Genomic DNA, 20,855 nt, shown 5'->3' on the forward strand with positions numbered 1-20,855 from the left:
TGACTTCACGAGGAGGTCGACCCTGACGGGCATTCCCGGCGAACTGGTGTCCATCGCCCTCCTGCTGATCGTCCTGGCCTTCGCGGTCATCCGGCCACGCGGCCTTCCGGAGGCGGTCGCCGCCGTCCCCGCCGCGGCCATCGTGCTGGCCGCCGGGGCGATCTCGTTCCCCGACGCCGTCGACGAGGTGGCCAGGCTCGCCCCGGTCGTCGGCTTTCTCGGCGCGGTCCTCGTCCTGGCCAAGTTGTGCGACGACGAAGGCCTGTTCCAGGCGGCCGGGACGCTCATGGCCCGGTTCGGCCGGGGACGGCCGCAGCGGCTGCTGCCCGCGGTGTTCGTGGTCGCCGCGGCGGTCACGGTGGTGCTCAGCCTGGACGCCACCGTCGTCCTGCTGACCCCGGTCGTGTTCGCCACCGCCGCGCGGATGGGCGCGCGGGCCAAGCCGCACGCCTACGCCTGCACGCATCTGGCGAACTCGGCCTCGTTGCTGCTGCCGGTGTCCAATCTGACCAATCTGCTCGCCGTCGCCGCGACCGGTATCTCGTTCCTCCGGTTCACCGCGCTGATGACGCTGCCCTGGCTCGCGGCGGTGCTCACCGAGTACCTGGTGTTCCGCCGGTTCTTCGCCGCCGACCTGGCGGCGCGGGCTCGTGGCGGCAAAGCGGTCCCGGCCGCGAAGGTCCCGGCGTTCGTCTTGGTCGTGCTCGCCCTGACGCTGGCCGGGTTCGTGCTCACCTCCTTGCTGGACATCAGTCCGGCCTGGGCCGCGTTCGCCGGTGCCGCCGTCCTGGCCTGCCGCGCCCTCGCACAGCGGCGGACCTCGCCCGCCGCCATCGTGCGGTCGGCGAGCATCCCGTTCCTCGCGTTCGTGCTCGCACTGGCGATCGTGGTCCGCGCCGTCGTCGACAACGGGCTGGACGAGGCGCTCAGCCACCTGGTGCCGGCTTCGAGCTCGTTCCTAGCCCTGCTCGGCGCCGCCACGGTGGCGGCCGTCCTCGCCAACCTGATCAACAACCTGCCCGCGGTGCTCGTACTGCTGCCGCTCGCCACCGCGGGCGGGACCCCGGTGGTGCTGGCCGTGCTGATCGGGGTCAACCTCGGGCCGAACCTCACCTACGTCGGTTCACTGGCCACGCTGCTGTGGCGGCGGATCCTGCACCGGCACGACACCCGGCCCGATCTCGGCGAGTTCACCCGGCTCGGGTTGCTCACGGTTCCGGCGTCCATCGTGCTCGCCGTCGCCGGCTTGTGGACCGGGCTGATCCTGCTGCCCTGACTTCCGCTCAGTGAGAGGATGCCCGGATGGCCGGGAATCTCTCCACGCCGGGCGCCGGCGTCACGTCACGGGCGTTCGCGCTGCTCGGCGCGTTCGACGTCGACCATCGTGAACTGTCACTGACCGAACTCGCGGGCCGGGCCGGCCTGCCGCTGCCCACCGCGCACCGGATCGCCCGCGAACTCGTGGGCCTTGGCGCGCTGGAGCGACGCGAGGATCGGTACGCCGTCGGCAGGCGGCTGTGGGACATCGGCCTGCTCGCGCCCGTCCAGTTCGAGCTGCGGCAGGTCGCCGCTCCCTTCCTCCAGGACCTCTACGGCGCGACCGGCGCCACCGTGCACCTCGGCGAGCGGGACGGCGTTCAGGTGCTCTATCTCGACCGGCTCTCCGGGAACGCGTCCGTGCCGGTGGTCAGCCGGATCGGCGGACGGCTGCCGCTGCACGCCACCGGCGTCGGAAAGGTGCTGCTGGCCTGGGCTCCGGAGGACGTCCAGCGGCAGGTCCTCGCCTCCCTGACCCGCGTCACGCCGTACACCGTCACCCAGCCCGGACGGCTCCGCGAGCAGTTGCGGCGCGTCCGCCGGGAGGGTTTCGCGCAGACCGTCGAGGAGATGAGCCGAGGCGCCTGCTCGGTCGCCGTCCCGATCCGGCCGTCCGGTGGCGAGGTCGTCGCGGCGCTCGGCCTGGTCGTCCCGGATCTGAGCCGCGGCCGGGCGCGGCTGGTGTCCGCGCTCCAGGTCGCGGCCGCCGGAATCGGGCGGAGCCTGCCGGTCTCACTGAGTGGAAGCGAACGCTAGGAGTTCGCCCGCCCCGCGATCAGACTCCGGTCATGCGAACCCCAGTCGCCATCGTCGGGGCCGGCCCGGCCGGACTGCTCCTGTCGCATCTTCTCGACCTGGCAGGGGTCGAATCGGTGATCGTGGAGACCCGCTCGCGCGAGTACGTCGAGGCGCGGATCCGGGCGGGCATCCTCGAACAGTCCACAGTGGACCTTCTTCGTGAGGCAGGCTTGGCGGACCGGCTCGACCGCGAGGGCGACGAACACCGCGGCATCTACCTGCAGTGGCCGCGGGAACGGCACCACCTCGACTTCGTGGACCTGGTCGGGCGAAGCGTCACCGTGTACGGCCAGACCGAGGTGACGAAGGACCTCGGCAAGGCGCGAGCGGCAGCCGGTCAGCAGATCCACTACGAGGTGGCCGACACCGCCGTGCACGACATCGAGACCGACCGGCCCTACCTCACCTTCACCGACGCGGACGGCACACCTCAGAGGCTCGACGCCGACGTCATCGTCGGCTGCGACGGCTCCTTCGGCCCTTGCCGCACCGCGATCCCCGACGCCGCGAAGCAGACTTGGGAACGCACCTACCCGTATTCGTGGCTCGGTGTCCTCGCCGACGTCGCCCCGTCGACCGACGAACTCATCTACGCCTGGCATCCCGACGGTTTCGCGATGCACTCGATGCGTTCGGCCACCGTCAGCCGGCTGTACCTGCAAGTGCCCAACGGCACCGACATCGGCACCTGGTCCGACGACCGGATCTGGGCGGCGCTCGCGACCCGGCTCGGCCACGGCCAGGACGGCTGGACGCTCACGCCAGGCCCGATCACCGACAAGAGCGTGCTGCCCATGCGCAGCTTCGTGCAGCAACCCATGCGGCACGGCCGCCTGTTCCTCGCCGGCGACGCCGCCCATATCGTGCCGCCCACCGGCGCCAAAGGCCTCAACCTCGCCGTCGCCGACGTCGCCCTCCTGGCCCCCGCCCTTTCGGCTCTGGTGCGGGACAAGGACTCCACGCTCGCCGACGCCTACTCCGACACCGCACTGCGCCGGGTCTGGCGATGCACGCATTTCTCGTGGTGGATGACGACGATGCTGCACCAGTCGGACGATCCGTTCGACCGGCAGCTGCAGCTTTCGCAGTTGCGGTGGCTGGCGCGGAGCGAAGCGGGGCGGGCGGGACTGGCGGAGAACTACGCGGGTCTGCCGATCGGTTTCTGAACCGGATGAGCGGACGGCGGGTTCACGGCTTTCACCTTGAGCCGTGCGGTGCGCGCGACGTCGCCATTTCGCGGCAATGCCAAACCGGTGAAGCACCCGGTCGGCCACTCACCGTCCCTGTCGCCATTTGGCGGCAATGACGGAACTGGCTGAGCGATGGCCGCCCTGGACACGGCACCCGCGCCCTAACAGGCGTTACCGCGAAACGGCAACGACAAAGACCAACCGCAACCCACGGCTTACCGGCAGGCTTATGAGAGCCGGACACCAGGCGTCGCCGTTTGGCGGCAACGCCACACCGACGAACCCAAGCCAGCCACTCGCCGCACCCCCCTACGTCGCCGTTTCGCGGCAACAACCGAGCCCTCACCGCCAAGCCTGACTCATCCCGACCGTCACCTTCGCGCGGCAACCTCACCGCAAGCCCGCCATCCATGCCGTCGCCGTTCCACGGCAACACCTCAGAATGGCAGGGAATCCGGCCGCGGCTCGTGCAGCGGCGGCGGAGTGCTGGTGTGGGTCTGCCCGGTGGGCGTGGTGACGGTGAGGCTGCCGTCGGGGTCGAGGCGATAGATCCAGCCGGGTTCGTCCTTCAGCCGGTGGTCACGACGGCAGTAGGTGACCAGATCGGCCACGTTCGTCTCGCCCTGGAACTGCCAGGGGATCGAGTGGTCGAGTTCGCAGGTGTGGGCGGCCCGGTCGCAGCCGGGTCTTCGGCACTCGCGATCCCGCACTCGGACGAACTCGGCCGTCGCCGCGTCCGGGCGATATCGCGTTCTGCCCAGGTCGTGGACTTGGCCGCTGAGCGGATCGGTGATGATGCGCCGGAGGACGGTGTCCGGTCCGGTGGCGATGTGACGGCCCAGCCCTGCCGGGATGTAGCCGTGTCCGGCCATCTTCACGGGGTCGTCGTTCAAGCCCAGGTAGGTGGTGAGGTCCATGTACAGGAACACCTCGGCGCGCTCGGAGACGCCACCCTGTCCACCGAGGAGCAGGTCGAGCGCGATATCGGCGCGGAGCTGGTCCATCGTCCGCGTATCCCCCTGGTTGCGAAGCGCTCGCGCTTCACGGTGAATTCGTTGGTACGCCGCGGTGACCTTCTCGACCGGGCCGTCCACCACCTCGATCGACGCGACTCCGGCGTCGCCTTGAGCCATGGACAGGCGGCGGCCTTCCCTGCGCTCGGCCGTCCGTCTTTCGGCGCCGGATCGGTCGGCCCTCGTCGCCGCGTAGCTCGCGGCCTTCCTGACCTGTTCACTGTTCTTGTCCGGCAACCGCGACTCCAGTGCCGCATCGGCGACCAGGGAGTCCTCGTCGGACAGCCATGCCGTCGCTTCGGCCACCTTCCGTGCGGCGAACCCGCTCACCTTTCCGCGGTCCATCAACGACAACGTCCGCGGCAGCCGCGACGTCAACGCCACCCCCGTCGCCACGAGAGAACCGGCGAAACCGTCCACAAGAGACAGTTCCAGCGCCACTTCCTGCACCACACTCCGCACGCCACCGCGCACCTTGCTCAACCGCGACAGCGCCCGATACCGCAGCGCCTCGATGCGTGCCAGCGCGACACCGGCTTGCTTCGCGACCAGCAGAGAATCCTTGTCGTCCAACGAATCCACTAACGCATTGATCTCCTCCAAACGTTCGGGAGCGGCGATTTCCTCGAGAACGGCCTTGAGTTCGGCCCCAGTGGTAGCCACGGAACGAACCTACAACCGACCACCGACAAAAACCGGAGCGAGCCTCAGCGCGCCAGGCTGAGCCGCCGTTCCCGATGCGCTGTCATGTACACCGGCGTGTTCACGACCCCGTACCCGCGATACCCGCCGATCCGTTGCACCACCTCGAAAAACACCCGCGAGCCGACCAGTTCCGTGCAGAAGTGCAGGAACTCGCCGGACGCGTCCCGGTCGTACAGCACCGAATTTTCGCGCAATGCCGGCGAAAACGGGAGATCGAACCGCGCATCGAGGTCGTCGTAGTAGTTCCCGGGGATCGAAAGCAGTGGCGCACCCGCCTCGCGCAGAGCTCGCGCGACGGCGATGGCGTCGTCGCAAGCGAGAGCGATGTGTTGTGGCGACGACACTCCCGGCGCCCACTCCCCTCGCCGCACCAGGGCGCTGTCCAACGTCAACCGGACGTCCTGGTCGCCGACCGCCCGGCTGCGCACGAGCCCGAACGGCGCCGCGAATTCCGAAACCGGTTCCGGTCGGAGGCCCAGGACCGAACGGTAGAACAGGGTCGCCTCGTCGAAGTGGTCGAAGGGTTGGGTCAAGGCGACGTGGTCGATGCCGGTGATTCCCAACCCTGACGGCGCGGTCCCGGACGGAACGAAGTCGCGCAACCATTCGTCGTTGCCACAGAAGAAGATCTCGGTCCCGTCCGGCGCGGCGACAGCGGACAGGTCCGCCTCGTCCGGACCGTGCTCGCGGGGCAGCACCGGCGCGAGCAACGTCTCCGCGCGCCGCGCCGATCCGGCCGGGTTCGCACTGGTCAGGCCGAGGGCACTGATCGCACCCTCCTCGGTCGCTTCGTTCACCAGCAAGCGCGCCGATCCCTGTTGCCACAACTGGACCGGCTTCGAGCGGTGGGTCCCGACGTGGGTGAAGCCGAGATCCGCGAGCACCGTTCCCGAAACGGCCAGCTCCGCGAACGCGTGCCCATCCAGGCGAGGAGCCCCGGGAATCTCAAGGGTGCCAACGGATTCACGCAAGGCCACCAGTGATCGCATGGCGTCGACGGCCGCGGGTCGCGGGTCCGCCTGCCGGAACACGTCGTTGAACACCTCCAGCGAAAGCGGCCCTCGATAACCCGCCGCCAAGACGTGACCGGTGAACGTGGCCAGGTCGAACGCGCCTTGACCAGGGAAGAGCCGGTGATGCCTGCTCCAGTGCAGCACGTCCATGTCCAGCAGCGGCGCGTCGGCCAGCTGCAGGAAGAAGATCTTCTCCCCCGGAATGGTCCGGATCGCGCGGGGATCGCTACGCCGCGAAAGGATGTGGAAGCTGTCGAGGCAGACCCCCAAGGCCGCGTGATCGGCCCGCCGGACGATCCGCCAGGCGTGCTCGTACGTGTTCACGAACCGGCCCCACGCAAGGGCTTCGTAGGCGACACGAATTCCGCGCGACGCGGCCAGCGAAGCCAGTTCGTGCAGCTGCGAGGCGGCGAGATCGTCGTCGTCGACGGCGTCGGGCGAGACCGACGAACACACCAGGACGGTGTCCACGCCGAGTTCGGCCATGAGGTCGAACTTCCGGCACGCCCGGCGGAGGTTCGACCGGAGCACGTCCGGCGGCACCGCCTCGAAGTCACGGAAAGGCTGGTAGAGATCGATCGTGAGACCGAGATCGGCGCAGAGCCGCCGGATCTCCGAAGGCGACCTCCGTGAGGCGATCAGGTCGTTCTCGAAGATCTCGACCCCGCCGAAGCCGGCCGCGGCGGCCGCGGCGAGTTTGTCCTCGAGCGTGCCCGACAGGCAGACGGTCGCGATGGCGGTGTCACCGGGCATGGGCGGGTTTCCCTTCCAGCGCTTCGAAATGACGGATCATCCGGTCGGCGTCCGGCTCCGCGCCGGTGAAGAGACGGAACGAGTCCGCCGCCTGGAAGACCACCATCCCGCCGCCGTGCAGCGTCCGGCATCCGCGCTCCCGCGCCTGGTTCAGCAGCGTGGTCTCCAGCGGCCGGTACACGATGTCGGCCACCCACATCCCGGGCCGCAGCGATTCGGCGGGAACCGGCGTTCCCGGATACGCGGCCATCCCGGTCGGCGTGGCGTGGACGAGGCCGTCGGCGGTCCGAACGTCTTCGAGGGAGCCGGAAAGGGCGCGGTCGTCGCCGAACCGCTTCCGCAGTCCGGCCACCAGGGTCGCGGCTCGCGCGGAGTCGACATCGTGGACGATCAGCCGTCCGGTTCCCAGTGAGAGCAGGGCATGGGCCACGGCGGCGCCCGCCCCACCAGCACCGAGGAGGACGACCGTGTCCATGTCGGCGTCGGGCAGTCCTCGGATGAGGTTGCGGGCGAAACCGGTCGCGTCCGTGTTGTACCCGGTCGCCACCCCTTCGCGGAACACCACCGTGTTCACCGCGCCGAGTGCGGCCGCGTCGGGCGCGATCTCGTCGAGGTACGGCAGCACTTGTTGTTTCACCGGATGGGTGATGTTGAGGCCGTCGAAACCCGCGGTCCGCGCGGCGGCGAGCACCTCGCCGATCGGCATCCTCAGCACGTCGAGGTCGAGCCGCCGGTAGAGATAGCGCAGCCCGAGTTCGTCGGCTTCCCGTTCGTGCAGCGCCGGGCTCAGTGACGGCCCGATGCCGGTGCCTGCCAGGCCGATGAGGTAGCTGGTCACCAAGATCCTCCGTGGATGCCGAGCCGAGTTAATGTACGAACTAGTGAGTTCACTGTAGCGCGGACCGGCCGACGCGAGAAGGGCTGCGCTAGAGTGGGGCCTCCACCAGCGGTTCGGAGGGAGTCAGGTGGCCGCACCGTCGTCCGAGGTCGAGCGCCAGCGCGACAAGGAACGCACCCGCGCCGAAATCCTCGCGGTGGCCACCAGAGAGTTCGCCGACAAGGGTTACGCCGGCGCGCGAGTGGACGAGATCGCCGATCGTACGAGCACCACGAAGCGGATGATCTACTACTACTTCGGCGGCAAGGAGCAGCTCTACGTCGCCGCGCTCGAGCGGGCGTACGCGACCATCCGCGCCCTCGAACAGGATCTGGACGTCGACCACCTCGAACCCGAGGACGCGATCCGTCAGCTCGCCGAGCTCACCTTCGACCACCACGAGGCGAACCCGGACTTCATCCGGCTCGTGAGCATCGAGAACATCCATCACGGCGAGCACATCGCGCGGTCCGAAGCCTTGTCGGGCATGGCGAATCCGGCCCTCGACGTGCTCACCCGCATCCTCGACCGCGGCCGGGAAACAGGCCGGTTCCGCGACGACGTCGACGCGCTGGACGTACACATGGTGATCAGCTCGTTCTGCGTGTTCCGCCTCGCGAACCGGCACACCTTCTCCGCGATCTTCGGCCGCGACATGCTCGACCCCGCGCGCCGCGCGCACTATCGCCTGATGCTGGGCGACCTGGTGATCGAGTACCTGACGGCCTGAAATCCCGGCTCTTGACAACCGGGGCACCGTCTCGCACGCTGTATTAACTAACTAGATCGTACATTGCTGGATAGTACATTGGAGCGTCGACGTGGCCTCTCCCCCTCCTGTCACGCAAGGCATGCCCCGCAAGGCCGCGCTGGCGGCCTGGATCGGCAGCGCACTGGAGTATTACGACTTCTTCATCTACGGAACCGCCGCCGCGCTGGTGTTCAACAAGGTCTTCTTCCCGGCCTCCTCCCCCGCCACCGGAACTCTGCTGGCGCTGGCGACCTTCGGCGTCGGATACCTGGCCCGCCCGGTCGGCGCGTTCGTGCTCGGGCACGTCGGCGACCGCCTCGGCCGCAAGAAGGTCCTGGTGTTCACGCTGTTGCTGATGGGCGCCACGACGTTCCTCGTCGGCTGCTTGCCGACCTATGCCTCCATCGGCGTGCTCGCCCCGGTCCTGCTGGTGGTTCTCCGCCTGCTGCAAGGGCTTTCGGCCGCCGGCGAACAGGCGGGCGCCAACTCGATGTCGATGGAGCACGCGCCTGCCCACCGGCGCGGCTACTACACGAGCTTCACCCTCAGCGGCACCCAGGCCGGCCAGATCCTCGCCACCGCGGTCTTCCTGCCGATCGCCGCGCTCCCCCAGGAACAGCTGCTCACCTGGGGCTGGCGGATCCCGTTCTGGTGCAGTGCCGTCGTGGTGGTGGCCGGCTTCGTGATCCGCCGCAAGATCGACGAGACCCCGGTGTTCGAACAGAACCGGTCCGACGTCGCCAAACTGCCGGTCGCCGTACTGTTCCGGACGCACTGGCAGGACGTGCTCCGCGTCGTCGCCGCGGCCACCATCGCCTCCGTCAGCACGATCTTCACCGTCTACGCGCTGAGCTACGCGGTCAACACGGTCGGGCTCGAACGCGGGCCGATACTGTGGGTCGGCGTACTGGCCAATGTCGTCGCACTGCTCGCGATCCCTTTCCTGGCAGGACTTTCCGACCGGATCGGCCGCAAACCGGTGTTCATCGCGGGCTGTCTCGCCTGCGCCGTGCTGATCTTCCCGTACCTGTGGTCCATTTCGGACGGTTCGTATCCGCTGATCTTCGCGCTCGGCATCCTGCTGTTCGGTGTCGCCTACAGTGCCGTCAACGGGGTGTGGCCGTCGTTCTACGGTGAGATGTTCAGCGCGAAGGTCCGCCTTTCAGGGATGGCGATCGGCACCCAGATCGGGTTCGCCATCGCCGGGTTCGCCCCGAGCGTGGTGGCCGCGATCGGCTCGGGGAAGGAGGACTGGCTCGGCGTCGCCGTCTTCACCGCCGCCGTCTGCCTGCTCAGTGCCGCGGCGGCGCTCACCGCCCGCGAAACGCACCGCGTCCCGACCGCAGACCTCGGCACGGCCGCTCAGAACGCCGGCCAGCCTCGTCGCAGGAAGACGAAAGCGGCTTCCAGTGCCGCGGCGGGATCCGGCTCGGCGCCGGCCAGGTCCGGGACCTCCAGGACATAGCGGGCCAGCAATCGCACGGAGAAATCGTCCTGTCCGGCCTCTTCGGCGATGACCTTCGTGAGCGCGTCCTCGCAGCCCGTCCACAATGTCCTGGCGTAGGCGCGCAAGGCCGGGGTGGCGATCACCAGATCCGCGACCCGGCGCGCCAAGGGGCCGGGATCCGGATCGAACGGGCCGCGAGTGGCGAGGAAGTCCCGCAAGGCTTCCAGGATCGAGACGCCCTTGGCGCGTTCGCGCACGGCGGCGACGAGCGCTGCTTCGCGTTCTTGACCATGGCCGAGGATCAGCGCCTCCTTGCCACCCGGGAAGTGCGCGAACAGCGTGGACACCGCAGTGTCCGCCGCGTCCGCGATCTCGGCGACGGTGACGTTGTCGAAGCCCCGTTCCAGGAACAGTTCTCGCGCCGCCTCTGACAGGGCCTGGCGAGTCGCCGCCTTCTTGCGTTCACGCCTGCCCGGCTCGGTGCGTTCCATACGACCACCTTACTCGAAGTGACTCCGAAATCGTAACAAGTGTATGTTCGGAGTGACTTCGATTTTGAGGAGCGCGTCATGAGTGACTGGGACGTCCACCACCTGCCCCGAGCCGACGGCAAGACCTTCCTGGTCACCGGCGGTAACGCGGGGATCGGCTACTTCGTCGCCGAACAGCTCGCCTGCTCCGGGGCCACCGTGCTCCTCGGCAGCCGTAACGCCGCCAAGGCCGACGCCGCGATGGCCTCGATCCGGTCCCGGGTCCCGGACGCGAGACTCGGGCACCTGCGGCTCGATCTTTCCGATCTTTCCTCCATCAGGTCCTCTGTGGACACCATGGAGATCGAGCGGCTGGACGCCGTCGTCTGCAACGCGGGCGTCCTCCTGGAGGACCAGCCGAGGCAGGAGACCGCCGATGGCCTCGAACTGACCTTCGCCACCAACCATCTCGGGCATTTCGTGCTGACGCATCGGCTGATGCCGTTACTCGAAGCGGCGGAGGCCGGCCGCGTCGTCACCACGGGCAGTTTCGTCGGCAAGTCCGCGGAACTCGATCTGGACGATCTTCAGAGCAAACGCGACTACCAGCCCAAACGCACCTATGCGCGCTCGAAGCTGGCGCAGATGCTGTTCGCCTTCGAACTGGACAGGCGGCTGCGCGCGGAAGGCAGCACGGTGCTGAGCGTCGTCGACCATCCCGGCGGCGCGCTCGACTCGCTGACCCCGCCGAGGCCGGTGCACGCGTCGCCGGGCGGACGGAAGTTCCCGGCCGGGCTTCTGTTGCAGGGCAAGGAAGCCGGCGCCTGGCCCGCCGTACGCGCCGTTCTCGACCCCGCCGTACGCGGTGGCGAGATGTTCGGCCCCCGGGTGTTCGGCCTGCGCGGTGAACCCCGGCGGAAACCGGTCCGCGGCAGGCTGGCCGACACCGCGCTCGCCGCCCGGTTGTGGGCGGCGAGCGCGGAGCTCATTCGGTGACGTCGGCGGCTTCCGGTTCGGATCGGCGAGACCGCAGGCCCAGCAGCAGGTCGATCACCAAGAACGCCAGCAGGCTGAGGCCGAACAGCGGCACGAACCAGCCGATCGCGGCCGCGAGGACGAGAAGACCTGCCACCAAGGCGGGCGGGGCCTTTCGCCACTGCCCACGCGGGATGGGCCGCCCGAAGGTCAATCCGGTGGCCCGGGCCGGCCTGCGCCGCCACCACATCCGGTAGCCGAGCACGACCAGCGTGACCAGCCCGCCGCCGAGCAGGAGCAGCAGGATCTGGTTGGGCCAGCCGAACAGCACGCCCATATGCGCGTCGATCCCCCAACGGGCGAGCTTCGCCATCAGTGGATAGTCGTCGAACCGCACCTCGCCGAGGATCTGCCCGGTGGTCCCGTCGACCGCGACGGCGTCGACCTGCGTCGGCCAGCCGCGCTCGACTTCCGCCACCTGCCAAGGACCGCCGGGTTTGGCAGGCAGTCCGATCTCGACGGCGGCCGCGTCGATCCCGGCGGCACGGGCCGAAGCGAGCATCGCGTCCACACTCTCGGGTTTCGCGGCGGGTGCTTCACCGTGACCCGCGTGTCCGTTGTGTCCGGCATGCTCGTCGGCGCCGGTCACCTTCAACGCGGGCGTGGCCCAGCCGAGGGATTCACGCAGCGCCGACACGTTCTCGCCCGCGTAGGTCGACCATGTCAGCCCTGTCGCGGAAAGGAACAGTGCGCCGATCAGCACCCACAGGCCGACAGATCCGTGACGGCGCACCGACTTCCCGCGCGCCGACTCGGCCTTGTCGTCCCGGCGGGCGCGGCGGCGGCTCACCCACAGCACGAGACCGCCCAGCGCGACCACCCACAACCAGGACGCGGCCAGTTCGCTGTACAGCCGTCCCGGCTCGCCGAGCAGCAGGTTGCGGTGCAACTGGTCGAGCGCGGTCCGGAACGGCAAGACGCCGCTCGAGCCGTACGCGACGAGATCCCCGCGCACCTGCGCGGTGGCGGGGTCGACGAAGATCGCGCGCCGTTCGGACTCGCCGAGCCCGTCTTCGGCGAAGAGCACTCGAGTCGTGTCTCCCGGTTCGGGAGCGGGACGGACGGCGACCACATCACCGCCGGGGTTGGCCGCTTGAGCCGCTTTGACCTGGTCGGCGAGGGAGACCTGGTTCAGCCCGACCGGTGCCCGGAGCTGATCGGAGTAGATCCAGGACTCCACCTGCGGCGTCACCGCGTACAGGACTCCGGTGAGGGCGGCGATGAGGACGAACGGGCCGACGAGAACACCGGCGTAGAAGTGGAGGCGGAGGAACAGTCCGCGCCAGCCGGACGTGCGGGGTGGACTCGTGGCCGGATCGGTTTGCGTTGCCATGGGGGAACTCCTGAGGCGTCGGTGGGGAGGCGTGCGCCTTCGACGCGCGCCGGGTGGTCACGGCGCGCGTGCTGAGCCCTGCCGGGGCGTGGGTCTCGGCAGGGTTTCGGGATCAGGCGAACGACACCGGCGGACCGCGCCGCGAAAGCACGTCTCGCAGGAGCGCCTCGGTCGCGGGGAACTTCACCGCGGGCGGGACGTGGATCCGCAGCGGCGCCGTCGCCGGCCGCGGGGTCAGGCGGCGCGGGAGGACCGAAGCGATCAGCGCCGTGAGCGCGAACAGGACGCGCTCGGCGCCCGCGAGCACCATGGCCACCACAAGGGTCGCGGCGGCGTGCCCGGCGGCCATGGACAGGCCGTTGCCCGGGGTTTCGGTGTGATGGGAGTGCGACTGCCAGGTCAGGAAGGTCAGGCAGGCGTGCATCGCCACCTGCCCGCCCGCGACCAGGCCGAGGATGGCGAGCGGACCGAGCCGACGGCCCGCGAACGCGTACGCCACCCAGCTCAGCAGGGCGACGAGCAGCACGACCACGCCGAGGTCGGGGACTCGCCCGCTGGTCCCGACGTGGGCACCGGTCGCCAAAGTGCCGGTCAGGACCCCCACGGCCCCGCCGCGGAGGCGCCTGGCCGGGCCTCCGGTCGGGGTCGGCGTGCGCACGGAGGCAGAGTAGAGCGCGACCGGGCCCGCTGTCTCTCCTTGCTATCGTCACCCGGTGTTCCGCAGCCTGTCGTTCGTCCGGCTCTGGACCGGGAACACCGCCTCCGGACTGGCGACGTGGGCGCTGCCGTTCATCCTCGGACTGGCCGTGCTGGAGCGGTCGCTTTCGGCCGTGGACCTCGGCATCGTGCTGGCCGCGCGGACCGCCGGATTCCTCGTGGCGGTCCCGGTGGCCGGGGTACTCGCCGACCGGTACTCCCGGCGCGGGGTGGTGCTCTGGGCCGGTCTCATCGCGGGTCTCGCCACTCCCCTGATCGCGGCCGGGATGGGCCGGTCCGTTCTGTTGATGGCCGTCGCGGCCGCCGTCGTCGGCGTCGGGCAGGGCGCTTGCCGCCCGGCGTTCCAGGCGCTGACCGCGGAAGTGATCGCCGACGACCGGCGCCAGCAGGCCAACGCCGCGATGACGCTCGCTGTCCGGGTCACGACCTTGGTCGCGCCGGGGCTCACCGCGCTGCTCTCGCAGTTCGCCTCGACGTCGGCCCTGGTGATCGGGACCGCGGTGCTGTGGCTGGGTGCGGCGCTGATCCCGCCGCGAGGCACTTTCGCGCCCGCCCCGGCCAAGACGAAGGTCCGCTTCTTCGGCGAGTTCGCCGACGGCCTTCGCGAAGCTCGACGTCATCCATGGTTCCTCGCCGGTCTCGGCGCGCTGACCGCCGTGATCGCGACGGGCTATTCCGCCACCGGTGTCGTGCTGCCGCTGGTCAGCCGCGACCGCTATGACACCGAAGCCGTCCTGGCCGCCGGGCTCACCGCGTACACGATCGGCGCGCTCGCGGGCGCCGTCGTCATCGCGCGCTGGCGCCCCAGGCGGCAGGGCTGGGCGGCGCTGATCGGGCTCGGCTGCTACGGCTTCGCGCCACTGAGCCTGCTTTTCCCGGTGCATCCGGCCTTCGTCGTGGCCGCCTACGCCGTCGCCGGGCTGGGCATCGAACTGTTCAACGTCCCGTGGTTCACCGCGACCCAGCGGGAGGTCGAGCCGGGCAAGCTCGCCCGGGTGTCCTCTTTGGACTTCCTGTTCTCCTACGGCCTGGCGCCCGCCGGGCTGGCCCTCATCGCGCCCGCGATCGACCGGTTCGGGGCGGCGCCCGTCTTGGCGGCCTGCGCGGTCGTCTGTTTCGCCGCACCGGCGGCCGCCGCGCTCGTTCCCTCTTCGCGCGACTTCAAGGTCACCGCACCGATCAAGAATGTCTAGGTTTTGCGCTTGCTTGCGGTAAAGTTTCAGCCATGACGCGTCGTCTTGCCGAAGTCGCCCGCAAGGTCGGGGTCAGTGAAGCCACGGTCAGCCGGGTACTCAACGGCCGCTCCGGGGTCTCCGCCGGCACCCGGGCCGCCGTCCTCACCGCGCTGGACGTGATGGGCTACGAACGGCCGACCCAGCTGCGCGGTGACCGCGCCCGCCTGGTCGGGCTGGTCCTTCCGGAACTGCAGAATCCCATCTTCCCCGCGCTGGCCGAGATCATGGGCAACGCACTGGCCCAGCAGGGTTTCACCCCGGTGCTGTGCACCCGCACCGCGGGCGGCGTCTCCGAAGCGGAGTACGTCGAGCTGCTTCTGCAGCAGCAGGTTTCGGGTGTCGTGTTCGCAGGCGGGCTCTACGCCCAGTCCGACGCGGTGCACTCCCACTACCATCACCTCGCCGAACGCCGCCTGCCGACGGTGCTGATCAACGCCGCCGTCGAGCACCTCGGGTTGCCGCAGATCTCGTGCGATGACGCGGTCGCCGTCGAGCAGGTCGTCGGGCATTTGAGCTCGCTCGGGCACGAGAAGATCGGCCTCGTGCTCGGCCCGAGCGACCACGTGCCGTCCCAGCGCAAACTCGAGGCTTTCCGGGCCTACGCCGGGAAACTCGGTCTCCCCGTCCTCGACGAACTCGTCGAACACGGCATGTTCTCCATCGAAGGCGGGCACGCGGCCGCGGCCAGGCTGTACCCGCGCGGCGCGACGGCCGTCCTGTGCGCGAGCGACCTGCTGGCCCTGGGCGCGATCCGCGCGGCCCGGCGGCAGGGGCTGTCGGTCCCCGGTGACATCTCGGTGGTCGGTTACGACGATTCGGCCCTGATGAACTGCACCGACCCGCCGCTGACCACGACCCGCCAGCCGATCGAGGCGATGGGCCGCGCCGTGGTGGAACTGCTGGTCAAACGCATAAACGGGGGCGAGGTGGCGGCCGAGGAGCTGCTTTTCGCCCCCGAACTCGTCGTCCGGGGCTCCACCGCCCGCCGCAACTAGTCACCTACTTGCGGGGTCGATCAGGCCCCCTTCCTTGCGCCAGACGCAAGGAAGGGGGCCTTCGTGTATTCGAGGCACACTTGCACGCATCGGCTGTCGCAAAGTTGCAAGTTCTCATCCAGTTATTGCGTTAATCCGGGCCTTCACTTTAGAGTGACCGCAATCACGTGACAGCCGTCGCGATCCCGAGATGAGGCTTGAAGATGAGCAGCACTTGGTCCCCCACCGTGCGCCGCCGGATGTTCTGCCTGCTCCTTGCGGGCGGACTGACCCTGGGGGTGGCCGCCTGCGGATCCGGCTCCGGTGAAACCACCGGGGCCGGAGGCAAGGTCAAGATCACCGTGACCGGCCAGCCCCCGGCCAGCCAGCCGTTCGAACGCGGCGTGTTCGACGCCGACGTCAAGGAGTTCGAGGAGTCCCACCCGGACATAGACATCGAGCCGCACGAAGGGTTCATGGACCCGAAGACGTTCTCCGCCAAACTCGCCGGCGGGCAGCTCGAAGACGTCTACTACGTCTACTTCACCGACCCCGCGCAGATCATCGCGCGCCGTCAGGCCGCCGACATCACCGAAGCGGCCAAGGGCCTGAAGAACTTCGGCGACATCAAGCCGGAGTTGCTGGACAACTTCCGGAGCGCCGACGGCAAGCTCTACGGCCTGCCGACGATGAACTACAGCATGGGCCTTGTCTACAGCCGTCCGCTGTTCCAGAAGGCCGGGCTCGACCCGAACAAGCCGCCGCAGACCTGGGACGAGGTCCGCGAAGCGGCGAAGAAGATCGCCGCGCTGGGCAACGGCACGGTCGGATACGCCGACTACAGCAAGAACAACCAGGGCGGCTGGCACCTCACCGGCTGGCTCTACTCCATGGGCAGCGAGGTCGCCCGCAAGGAGGGTGACAAGTGGGTCGCGGCCTTCGACAACGACAAGGCCAAGGCCGCGCTGAACCAGCTGCGCGCCATGCGGTGGGACGACGACTCCATGGGCGCCAAGCAGTTGCTGGAGGCACAGGACGTGCAGCGCATGATGGGCGCGGGCCAGCTCGGCATGTACATGGCCGCGCCGGACAACGTCCCGGTACTGGTCAAGCAGTTCAACGGCAAGTACGAGGACTACGGCGTCGCAGGGATGCCGGGCGGGCAGGGCACGCTGCTCGGCGGCGAAGGCTACATGGTCAACCCCAAGGCCTCGCCGGAGAAGATCAAGGCCGGCCTGGAATGGGTCCGCTGGAAGTACCTCAACCCGGATCGCTTCGAGAAGCACGTCCAGCAGTACGTCGACGGCAAGCAGCCGGTCGGGCTGCCGGCCGAGCCGACCCCGGACGTCTGGCAGGGCGCCGTCCGTGACCAGCAGCTCGCGATCAAAGCCAAGCACGCCAACGTCCCCGCCGAAAACTATCGGTCCTATGTGGACGCGAGTTCGCGGATCAAGGGCAGCATCGAACCGCCGAACGCACAGCAGGTCTACGCCGTCCTCGACAGTGTGATGCAGGCGGTGCTCACCGATCGGAACGCGGATATCGATCAGCAGTTGTCGTCGGCCGAGTCGAAGGTCAACAGTGTCCTCGCCCAAGTCAAGTAGCGTCCTCGACTGGCCCGCGACAGCGTCGTCGCGGGCCGGTCGGCCGGTCGCGTCCGCGGCCGAACGCCGGCGGAACCGGTTGCGCCGCAAGCTGAAGGAGAACCTCACCGCGTACGGGCTGCTGTGCGCCGCGCTCGTGGTGTTCGCGCTGTTCTCCTGGTATCCGATCGTGCGCGGGGTGCTGCTGAGCTTCCAGCAGGTGGACTTCGTCAACGCGCCGACATGGGTCGGCTTCGACAACTTCACCCGCCTGTTCGAAGATCCGCTGTTCGGCGTCGCCTGGCGCAACACGCTGCTGTTCACCGGGCTCGCGCTGGTCTTCGGTTTCGTGGTGCCGTTCCTGACCGCGGTCCTGCTCAACGAACTGCGGCACGCCAAGGCGTTCTTCCGGCTCGCGGTCTATCTGCCGGTGATGCTGCCGCCGGTGGTCACCGCGCTGATGTGGAAGTGGTTCTACGACCCGGGTTCCGGACTGTTCAACTCCGCGCTCGGCGCCGTCGGCCTGCCCGGCGGCCAGTGGCTCGATTCGAGTGACACGTCGATGCTGTCGCTGGTGTTCGTCTCCACGTGGGCGAACATGGGCAGTACGACGCTGATCTACCTCGCCGCGCTCGGCACGATCCCCGGCGAGCTCTACGAAGCCGCGGAGCTCGACGGCGCGGGGCTGTGGAAGCGCCTGATCCACGTCACGTTGCCGCAGACCAGGTTCGTGCTGCTTGTGCTCCTGTTGCTGCAGGTCGTCGCGACCATGCAGGTGTTCACCGAGCCGTACGTGATGACCGGCGGCGGGCCGGACGACTCCACCGTCACCGTGCTCCTTCTGCTGTACCGCTATGCCTTCGTCTACAACGACTTCGGCTCGGCCAGCGCGTTGAGCCTGTTGCTGTTCGTCGCGCTCGGGGTGTTCTCCGCGTTGTACGTGCGCCTGACCCGCAAGGCGGATCAGTCATGAGGACGCTCGTCTCCCCCAGCACGCTTCGCAGCCCCGGCGGCAAGATCGGCTACGCCGTCATTTTCGGCTGCACCCTGCTTCTGTTCGTCATCGCGTTCCTGTTCCCGCTGTACTGGGTGGTGACGGGGGCGATGAAGTCGCCGCAGGAGCTGGCTCGGACACCGGCGACGCTCATTCCGGCCGAGTGGCATCCGGAGACCTTCGCCGACGCGTGGGACCAGCTGAGTCTCGGCAAGTACTTCCTCAACACGATCATCGTCGCCGGGGGCGCCTGGCTGGCCCAGCTGGCCATCGACGTCCCCGCGGCGTTCGCGTTGTCCAAGCTGCGGCCGAAATTCGGCAACGTCGTACTGGGGCTCATGCTCGCGACGTTGATGCTTCCGGCCGCAGCGCTGCTGGTGCCGACCTACGTGACGATCACCGATCTGCCGCTGCTGCACGTCAACCTGATCAACTCCCCGGCGGCGATCTGGCTGCCCGCCGCCGCGAACGCGTTCAACATCTACCTGCTGAAACGGTTCTTCGACCAGATCCCGGACGAGCTGATCGAGGCCGCGCGGCTCGACGGCGCCGGGCCGGTGCGCACGCTGTGGCGCATCATCCTGCCGATCTCCCGGCCGATCCTGGCCGTGGTGTCGATCCTCGCGGTGGTGGCCGCGTGGAAGGACTTCATCTGGCCGCTGCTGGTGTTCCCGGACACCGAGAAGCAGACGCTGTCGGTGATGCTGCAACGAGTGGCCATCGACATGCCGCTGAACGTGCTCGTCGCGGGCATGGTGCTGGCCAGCCTGCCGATGGTGGCGCTGTTCCTGGCGTTCCAGCGGCACATTCTCGCCGGGCTCACCGCCGGCAGCCTCAAAGGCTGAATTCTTCGCCGCATTCGGGGTATCCACGAACGACTTGAGGAGGACACTTCCGTGACCGCATTGGGGCAGACCGCCGGATGGTGGCGGAGCGCGGCGATCTACCAGGTCTACATCCGCAGTTTCGCCGACGGGAACGGCGACGGCGTCGGTGATCTCGCCGGGGTCCGCGCGCGGCTGGACTACCTGGCCGAACTGGGGATCGACGCGATCTGGTTCACCCCGTGGTATCCGTCGCCGATGGACGACGGCGGGTACGACGTCGCCGATTTCCGGGACATCGACCCGCTCTTCGGCACCCTGGCCGAAGCGGAGGACCTGATCGTCGCTGCCCACGCCAAGGGGATCCGCGTGATCATCGACATCGTGCCGAACCACTGCTCCGACGAGCATCGCTGGTTCCAGGAAGCACTCGCGGCGGAGCCGGGATCGCCCGAACGGCAACGGTTCTGGTTCCGGCCGGGCCGCGGGCCGGACGGCGCCGAGCCGCCCAACAACTGGAAGTCGCGCTTCGGCGGTTCCGCGTGGACACGGGTCCCGGACGGCGAGTGGTACCTGCACCTGTACAGCTCCCGCCAGCCGGACTTCAACTGGGACAACCAGGACATCCGCCAGGATTTCGAGGACGTGCTGCGGTTCTGGTTCGACCGCGGCGTCGACGGCTTCCGCATCGACGTCGCCGACGGCCTGGTGAAGGACCCGCGACTGCCCGACGTCGATCCCGGTGACGAGACGCCGTTCTCCGATCAGGAGGGGCTGCACGAGATCTACCGGTCGTGGCGCAAGATCGCCGACAGCTACTCCGGCGACCGGGTGCTGGTCGGCGAGATGTGGCTGCCGGACATGTCGCGTGCCGCGCGGTACCTCCGCCGCGACGAACTGCACGCGGCGTTCAACTTCGATTTCCTGGTGTGCCCGTGGGATTCCGCGCGGTTCCGGGACGTCGTCCAGCGGACGCTGGTGGCGCACGAGGAGGTGGACGCGCCCGCGGCCTGGGTGCTGTCGAACCACGACGTCACCCGGCATGTGACCCGGTACGGCCGCGACGGCGACACGGGTTTCGCGTTCGCCGATCGGCTGCACGGCACGCCGGTGGACCGCGAACTCGGCACTCGCCGGGCACGCGCGGCGGCGTTGCTGACCATGGCGCTGCCAGGCGGTCTGTACGTGTACCAGGGGGAAGAGCTCGGCCTGTGGGAGATCGAGGACATCCCGGACGGACTCCGCCAGGATCCGGTGTGGACCCGCACGAACGGCGCCGACCCCGGCCGTGACGGATGCCGTGTCCCGATCCCCTGGTCCGGCGACACACCGCCGTTCGGCTTCGGCACCGGCGGGACGTGGCTGCCCCAGCCCGCGGAATGGCGCTCCAGCACGGCGGAGGCGCAGGCGGCCGACGCCGCATCGATGCTCGCGCTCTACCGCGCCGGCCTGCGCTTACGGGACGAACTCCCCGCACTCGGCCCCGGCGAACTCGAATGGCTGGAACTGGGCGAAGGCGTGCTCGCGTTCACCCGGGAACCGGGGTTCACCTTCGTACTGAACTTCTCGGATTCGCCGATCCCGCTGCCCTCGCATCGCGAAGTGCTCATGGCCAGTGGCCCTGCCGACGGCGAACTCCCGACGGACACCGCCGTGTGGCTGCGCACCTGATCACCGGCCCTCGCCCGTCGTGCCGGCGCACCCTCCGGCACGACGGGCACTTCCTCACACTGTGAGAAGTTCCGGTGTTCCCTTTGCCCTACCCCTCAAAAGTACGGTATTCACGACAGGGAACGCCGCGACAGATCGGATCGCGCGGCCGTGCC

General features: G+C 68.9%; 18 protein-coding genes. 12 read left to right on the forward strand and 6 right to left on the reverse strand.

Annotated features, from left to right (window positions below; genetic code table 11):
- The first annotated feature begins 43 nt into the window (after window positions 1-43).
- Genes ACIHAO_RS27995 through ACIHAO_RS28005 form a run of 3 tightly spaced genes read left to right on the forward strand, consistent with a single transcriptional unit; the run spans window position 44 to window position 3,281 of the window.
- Complete coding sequence (locus tag ACIHAO_RS27995) at window positions 44-1,276, forward strand: SLC13 family permease (RefSeq protein ID WP_396562905.1); 1,233 nt, start codon at window positions 44-46, stop codon at window positions 1,274-1,276.
- 26 nt (window positions 1,277-1,302) lie between these two features.
- Window positions 1,303-2,073 carry an IclR family transcriptional regulator gene (locus ACIHAO_RS28000; protein ID WP_396562702.1) on the forward strand — a complete coding sequence of 257 codons (771 nt, stop codon included), beginning with the start codon at window positions 1,303-1,305 and terminating at the stop codon, window positions 2,071-2,073.
- A 32-nt stretch (window positions 2,074-2,105) separates the two neighbouring features.
- Entirely contained in the window at window positions 2,106-3,281 is a 1,176-nt protein-coding gene (locus ACIHAO_RS28005) for a 4-hydroxybenzoate 3-monooxygenase (RefSeq protein WP_396562705.1), read from the forward strand.
- Between the two features lie 461 nt (window positions 3,282-3,742).
- Here ACIHAO_RS28005 and ACIHAO_RS28010 read toward each other — a convergent pair whose 3' ends face one another.
- The 3 genes from ACIHAO_RS28010 to ACIHAO_RS28020 form a co-directional block, all read right to left on the reverse strand.
- Entirely contained in the window at window positions 3,743-4,900 is a 1,158-nt protein-coding gene (locus tag ACIHAO_RS28010; protein ID WP_396562907.1) for a DUF222 domain-containing protein, read from the reverse strand.
- Between the two features lie 125 nt (window positions 4,901-5,025).
- Window positions 5,026-6,789, reverse strand: a complete 1,764-nt coding sequence (locus tag ACIHAO_RS28015) for a bifunctional sugar phosphate isomerase/epimerase/4-hydroxyphenylpyruvate dioxygenase family protein (RefSeq protein ID WP_396562707.1) — start codon at window positions 6,787-6,789, stop codon at window positions 5,026-5,028.
- Window positions 6,779-7,627 (reverse strand): shikimate dehydrogenase, encoded by an 849-nt coding sequence (locus ACIHAO_RS28020; RefSeq protein WP_396562709.1) that lies wholly within the window; start codon window positions 7,625-7,627, stop codon window positions 6,779-6,781. Before ACIHAO_RS28020 ends, ACIHAO_RS28015 begins: the two co-directional genes overlap by 11 nt.
- 127 nt (window positions 7,628-7,754) lie before the next feature.
- Between ACIHAO_RS28020 and ACIHAO_RS28025 the strand changes: the two genes are divergently transcribed.
- Window positions 7,755-8,396 carry a TetR/AcrR family transcriptional regulator gene (locus ACIHAO_RS28025; RefSeq protein ID WP_125784501.1) on the forward strand — a complete coding sequence of 214 codons (642 nt, stop codon included), beginning with the start codon at window positions 7,755-7,757 and terminating at the stop codon, window positions 8,394-8,396.
- Between the two features lie 121 nt (window positions 8,397-8,517).
- Window positions 8,518-9,882, forward strand: a complete 1,365-nt coding sequence (locus ACIHAO_RS28030; RefSeq protein WP_396562712.1) for an MFS transporter — start codon at window positions 8,518-8,520, stop codon at window positions 9,880-9,882.
- On the opposite strand, the gene ACIHAO_RS28035 is transcribed toward ACIHAO_RS28030, so the two are convergent.
- Window positions 9,780-10,355, reverse strand: coding sequence for a TetR/AcrR family transcriptional regulator (locus ACIHAO_RS28035; protein WP_396562714.1), 576 nt, complete (start codon window positions 10,353-10,355; stop codon window positions 9,780-9,782). The two genes, ACIHAO_RS28030 and ACIHAO_RS28035, sit on opposite strands and share 103 nt — an antisense overlap.
- A gap of 78 nt (window positions 10,356-10,433) precedes the next feature.
- Here ACIHAO_RS28035 and ACIHAO_RS28040 point away from each other — a divergent pair, with 78 nt between their 5' ends.
- Entirely contained in the window at window positions 10,434-11,330 is an 897-nt protein-coding gene (locus ACIHAO_RS28040; protein ID WP_396562716.1) for an SDR family NAD(P)-dependent oxidoreductase, read from the forward strand.
- Here the strand turns inward: ACIHAO_RS28040 and ACIHAO_RS28045 are convergent.
- Together ACIHAO_RS28045 and ACIHAO_RS28050 are read right to left on the reverse strand one after the other, a co-directional pair.
- The gene (locus tag ACIHAO_RS28045) at window positions 11,320-12,702 is read right to left on the reverse strand and encodes a PepSY-associated TM helix domain-containing protein (RefSeq protein ID WP_396562718.1); all 1,383 of its coding nucleotides are present in this window, start codon (window positions 12,700-12,702) and stop codon (window positions 11,320-11,322) included. The genes ACIHAO_RS28040 and ACIHAO_RS28045 overlap by 11 nt on opposite strands.
- A 112-nt stretch (window positions 12,703-12,814) precedes the next feature.
- Window positions 12,815-13,360, reverse strand: a complete 546-nt coding sequence (locus ACIHAO_RS28050; protein WP_396562720.1) for a hypothetical protein — start codon at window positions 13,358-13,360, stop codon at window positions 12,815-12,817.
- Window positions 13,361-13,415: 55 nt separating this feature from the next.
- Here ACIHAO_RS28050 and ACIHAO_RS28055 point away from each other — a divergent pair, with 55 nt between their 5' ends.
- The 6 genes from ACIHAO_RS28055 to ACIHAO_RS28080 all read left to right on the forward strand — a co-directional run bounded on the left by ACIHAO_RS28055 (window position 13,416) and on the right by ACIHAO_RS28080 (window position 20,700).
- On the forward strand, window positions 13,416-14,612 hold the full coding sequence (locus ACIHAO_RS28055; protein ID WP_396562722.1) for an MFS transporter: 1,197 nt from the start codon (window positions 13,416-13,418) through the stop codon (window positions 14,610-14,612).
- A 32-nt stretch (window positions 14,613-14,644) separates the two neighbouring features.
- A complete protein-coding gene (locus tag ACIHAO_RS28060) occupies window positions 14,645-15,649 on the forward strand; it encodes a LacI family DNA-binding transcriptional regulator (protein ID WP_396562724.1) in 1,005 nt (334 codons plus the stop codon).
- A gap of 203 nt (window positions 15,650-15,852) precedes the next feature.
- Window positions 15,853-17,232 (forward strand): ABC transporter substrate-binding protein, encoded by a 1,380-nt coding sequence (locus ACIHAO_RS28065; RefSeq protein ID WP_396562726.1) that lies wholly within the window; start codon window positions 15,853-15,855, stop codon window positions 17,230-17,232.
- Window positions 17,210-18,184 carry a carbohydrate ABC transporter permease gene (locus ACIHAO_RS28070; protein WP_396562728.1) on the forward strand — a complete coding sequence of 325 codons (975 nt, stop codon included), beginning with the start codon at window positions 17,210-17,212 and terminating at the stop codon, window positions 18,182-18,184. The genes ACIHAO_RS28065 and ACIHAO_RS28070 overlap by 23 nt, the downstream gene beginning before the upstream one ends.
- A complete protein-coding gene (locus ACIHAO_RS28075) occupies window positions 18,181-19,050 on the forward strand; it encodes a carbohydrate ABC transporter permease (protein WP_396562730.1) in 870 nt (289 codons plus the stop codon). Before ACIHAO_RS28070 ends, ACIHAO_RS28075 begins: the two co-directional genes overlap by 4 nt.
- 51 nt (window positions 19,051-19,101) lie before the next feature.
- Window positions 19,102-20,700, forward strand: coding sequence for an alpha-amylase family glycosyl hydrolase (locus tag ACIHAO_RS28080; RefSeq protein ID WP_396562732.1), 1,599 nt, complete (start codon window positions 19,102-19,104; stop codon window positions 20,698-20,700).
- Window positions 20,701-20,855 lie beyond the last annotated feature (155 nt).

The organism is Amycolatopsis sp. NPDC052450 (assembly GCF_044547565.1).
Lineage (GTDB): Bacteria > Actinomycetota > Actinomycetes > Mycobacteriales > Pseudonocardiaceae > Amycolatopsis.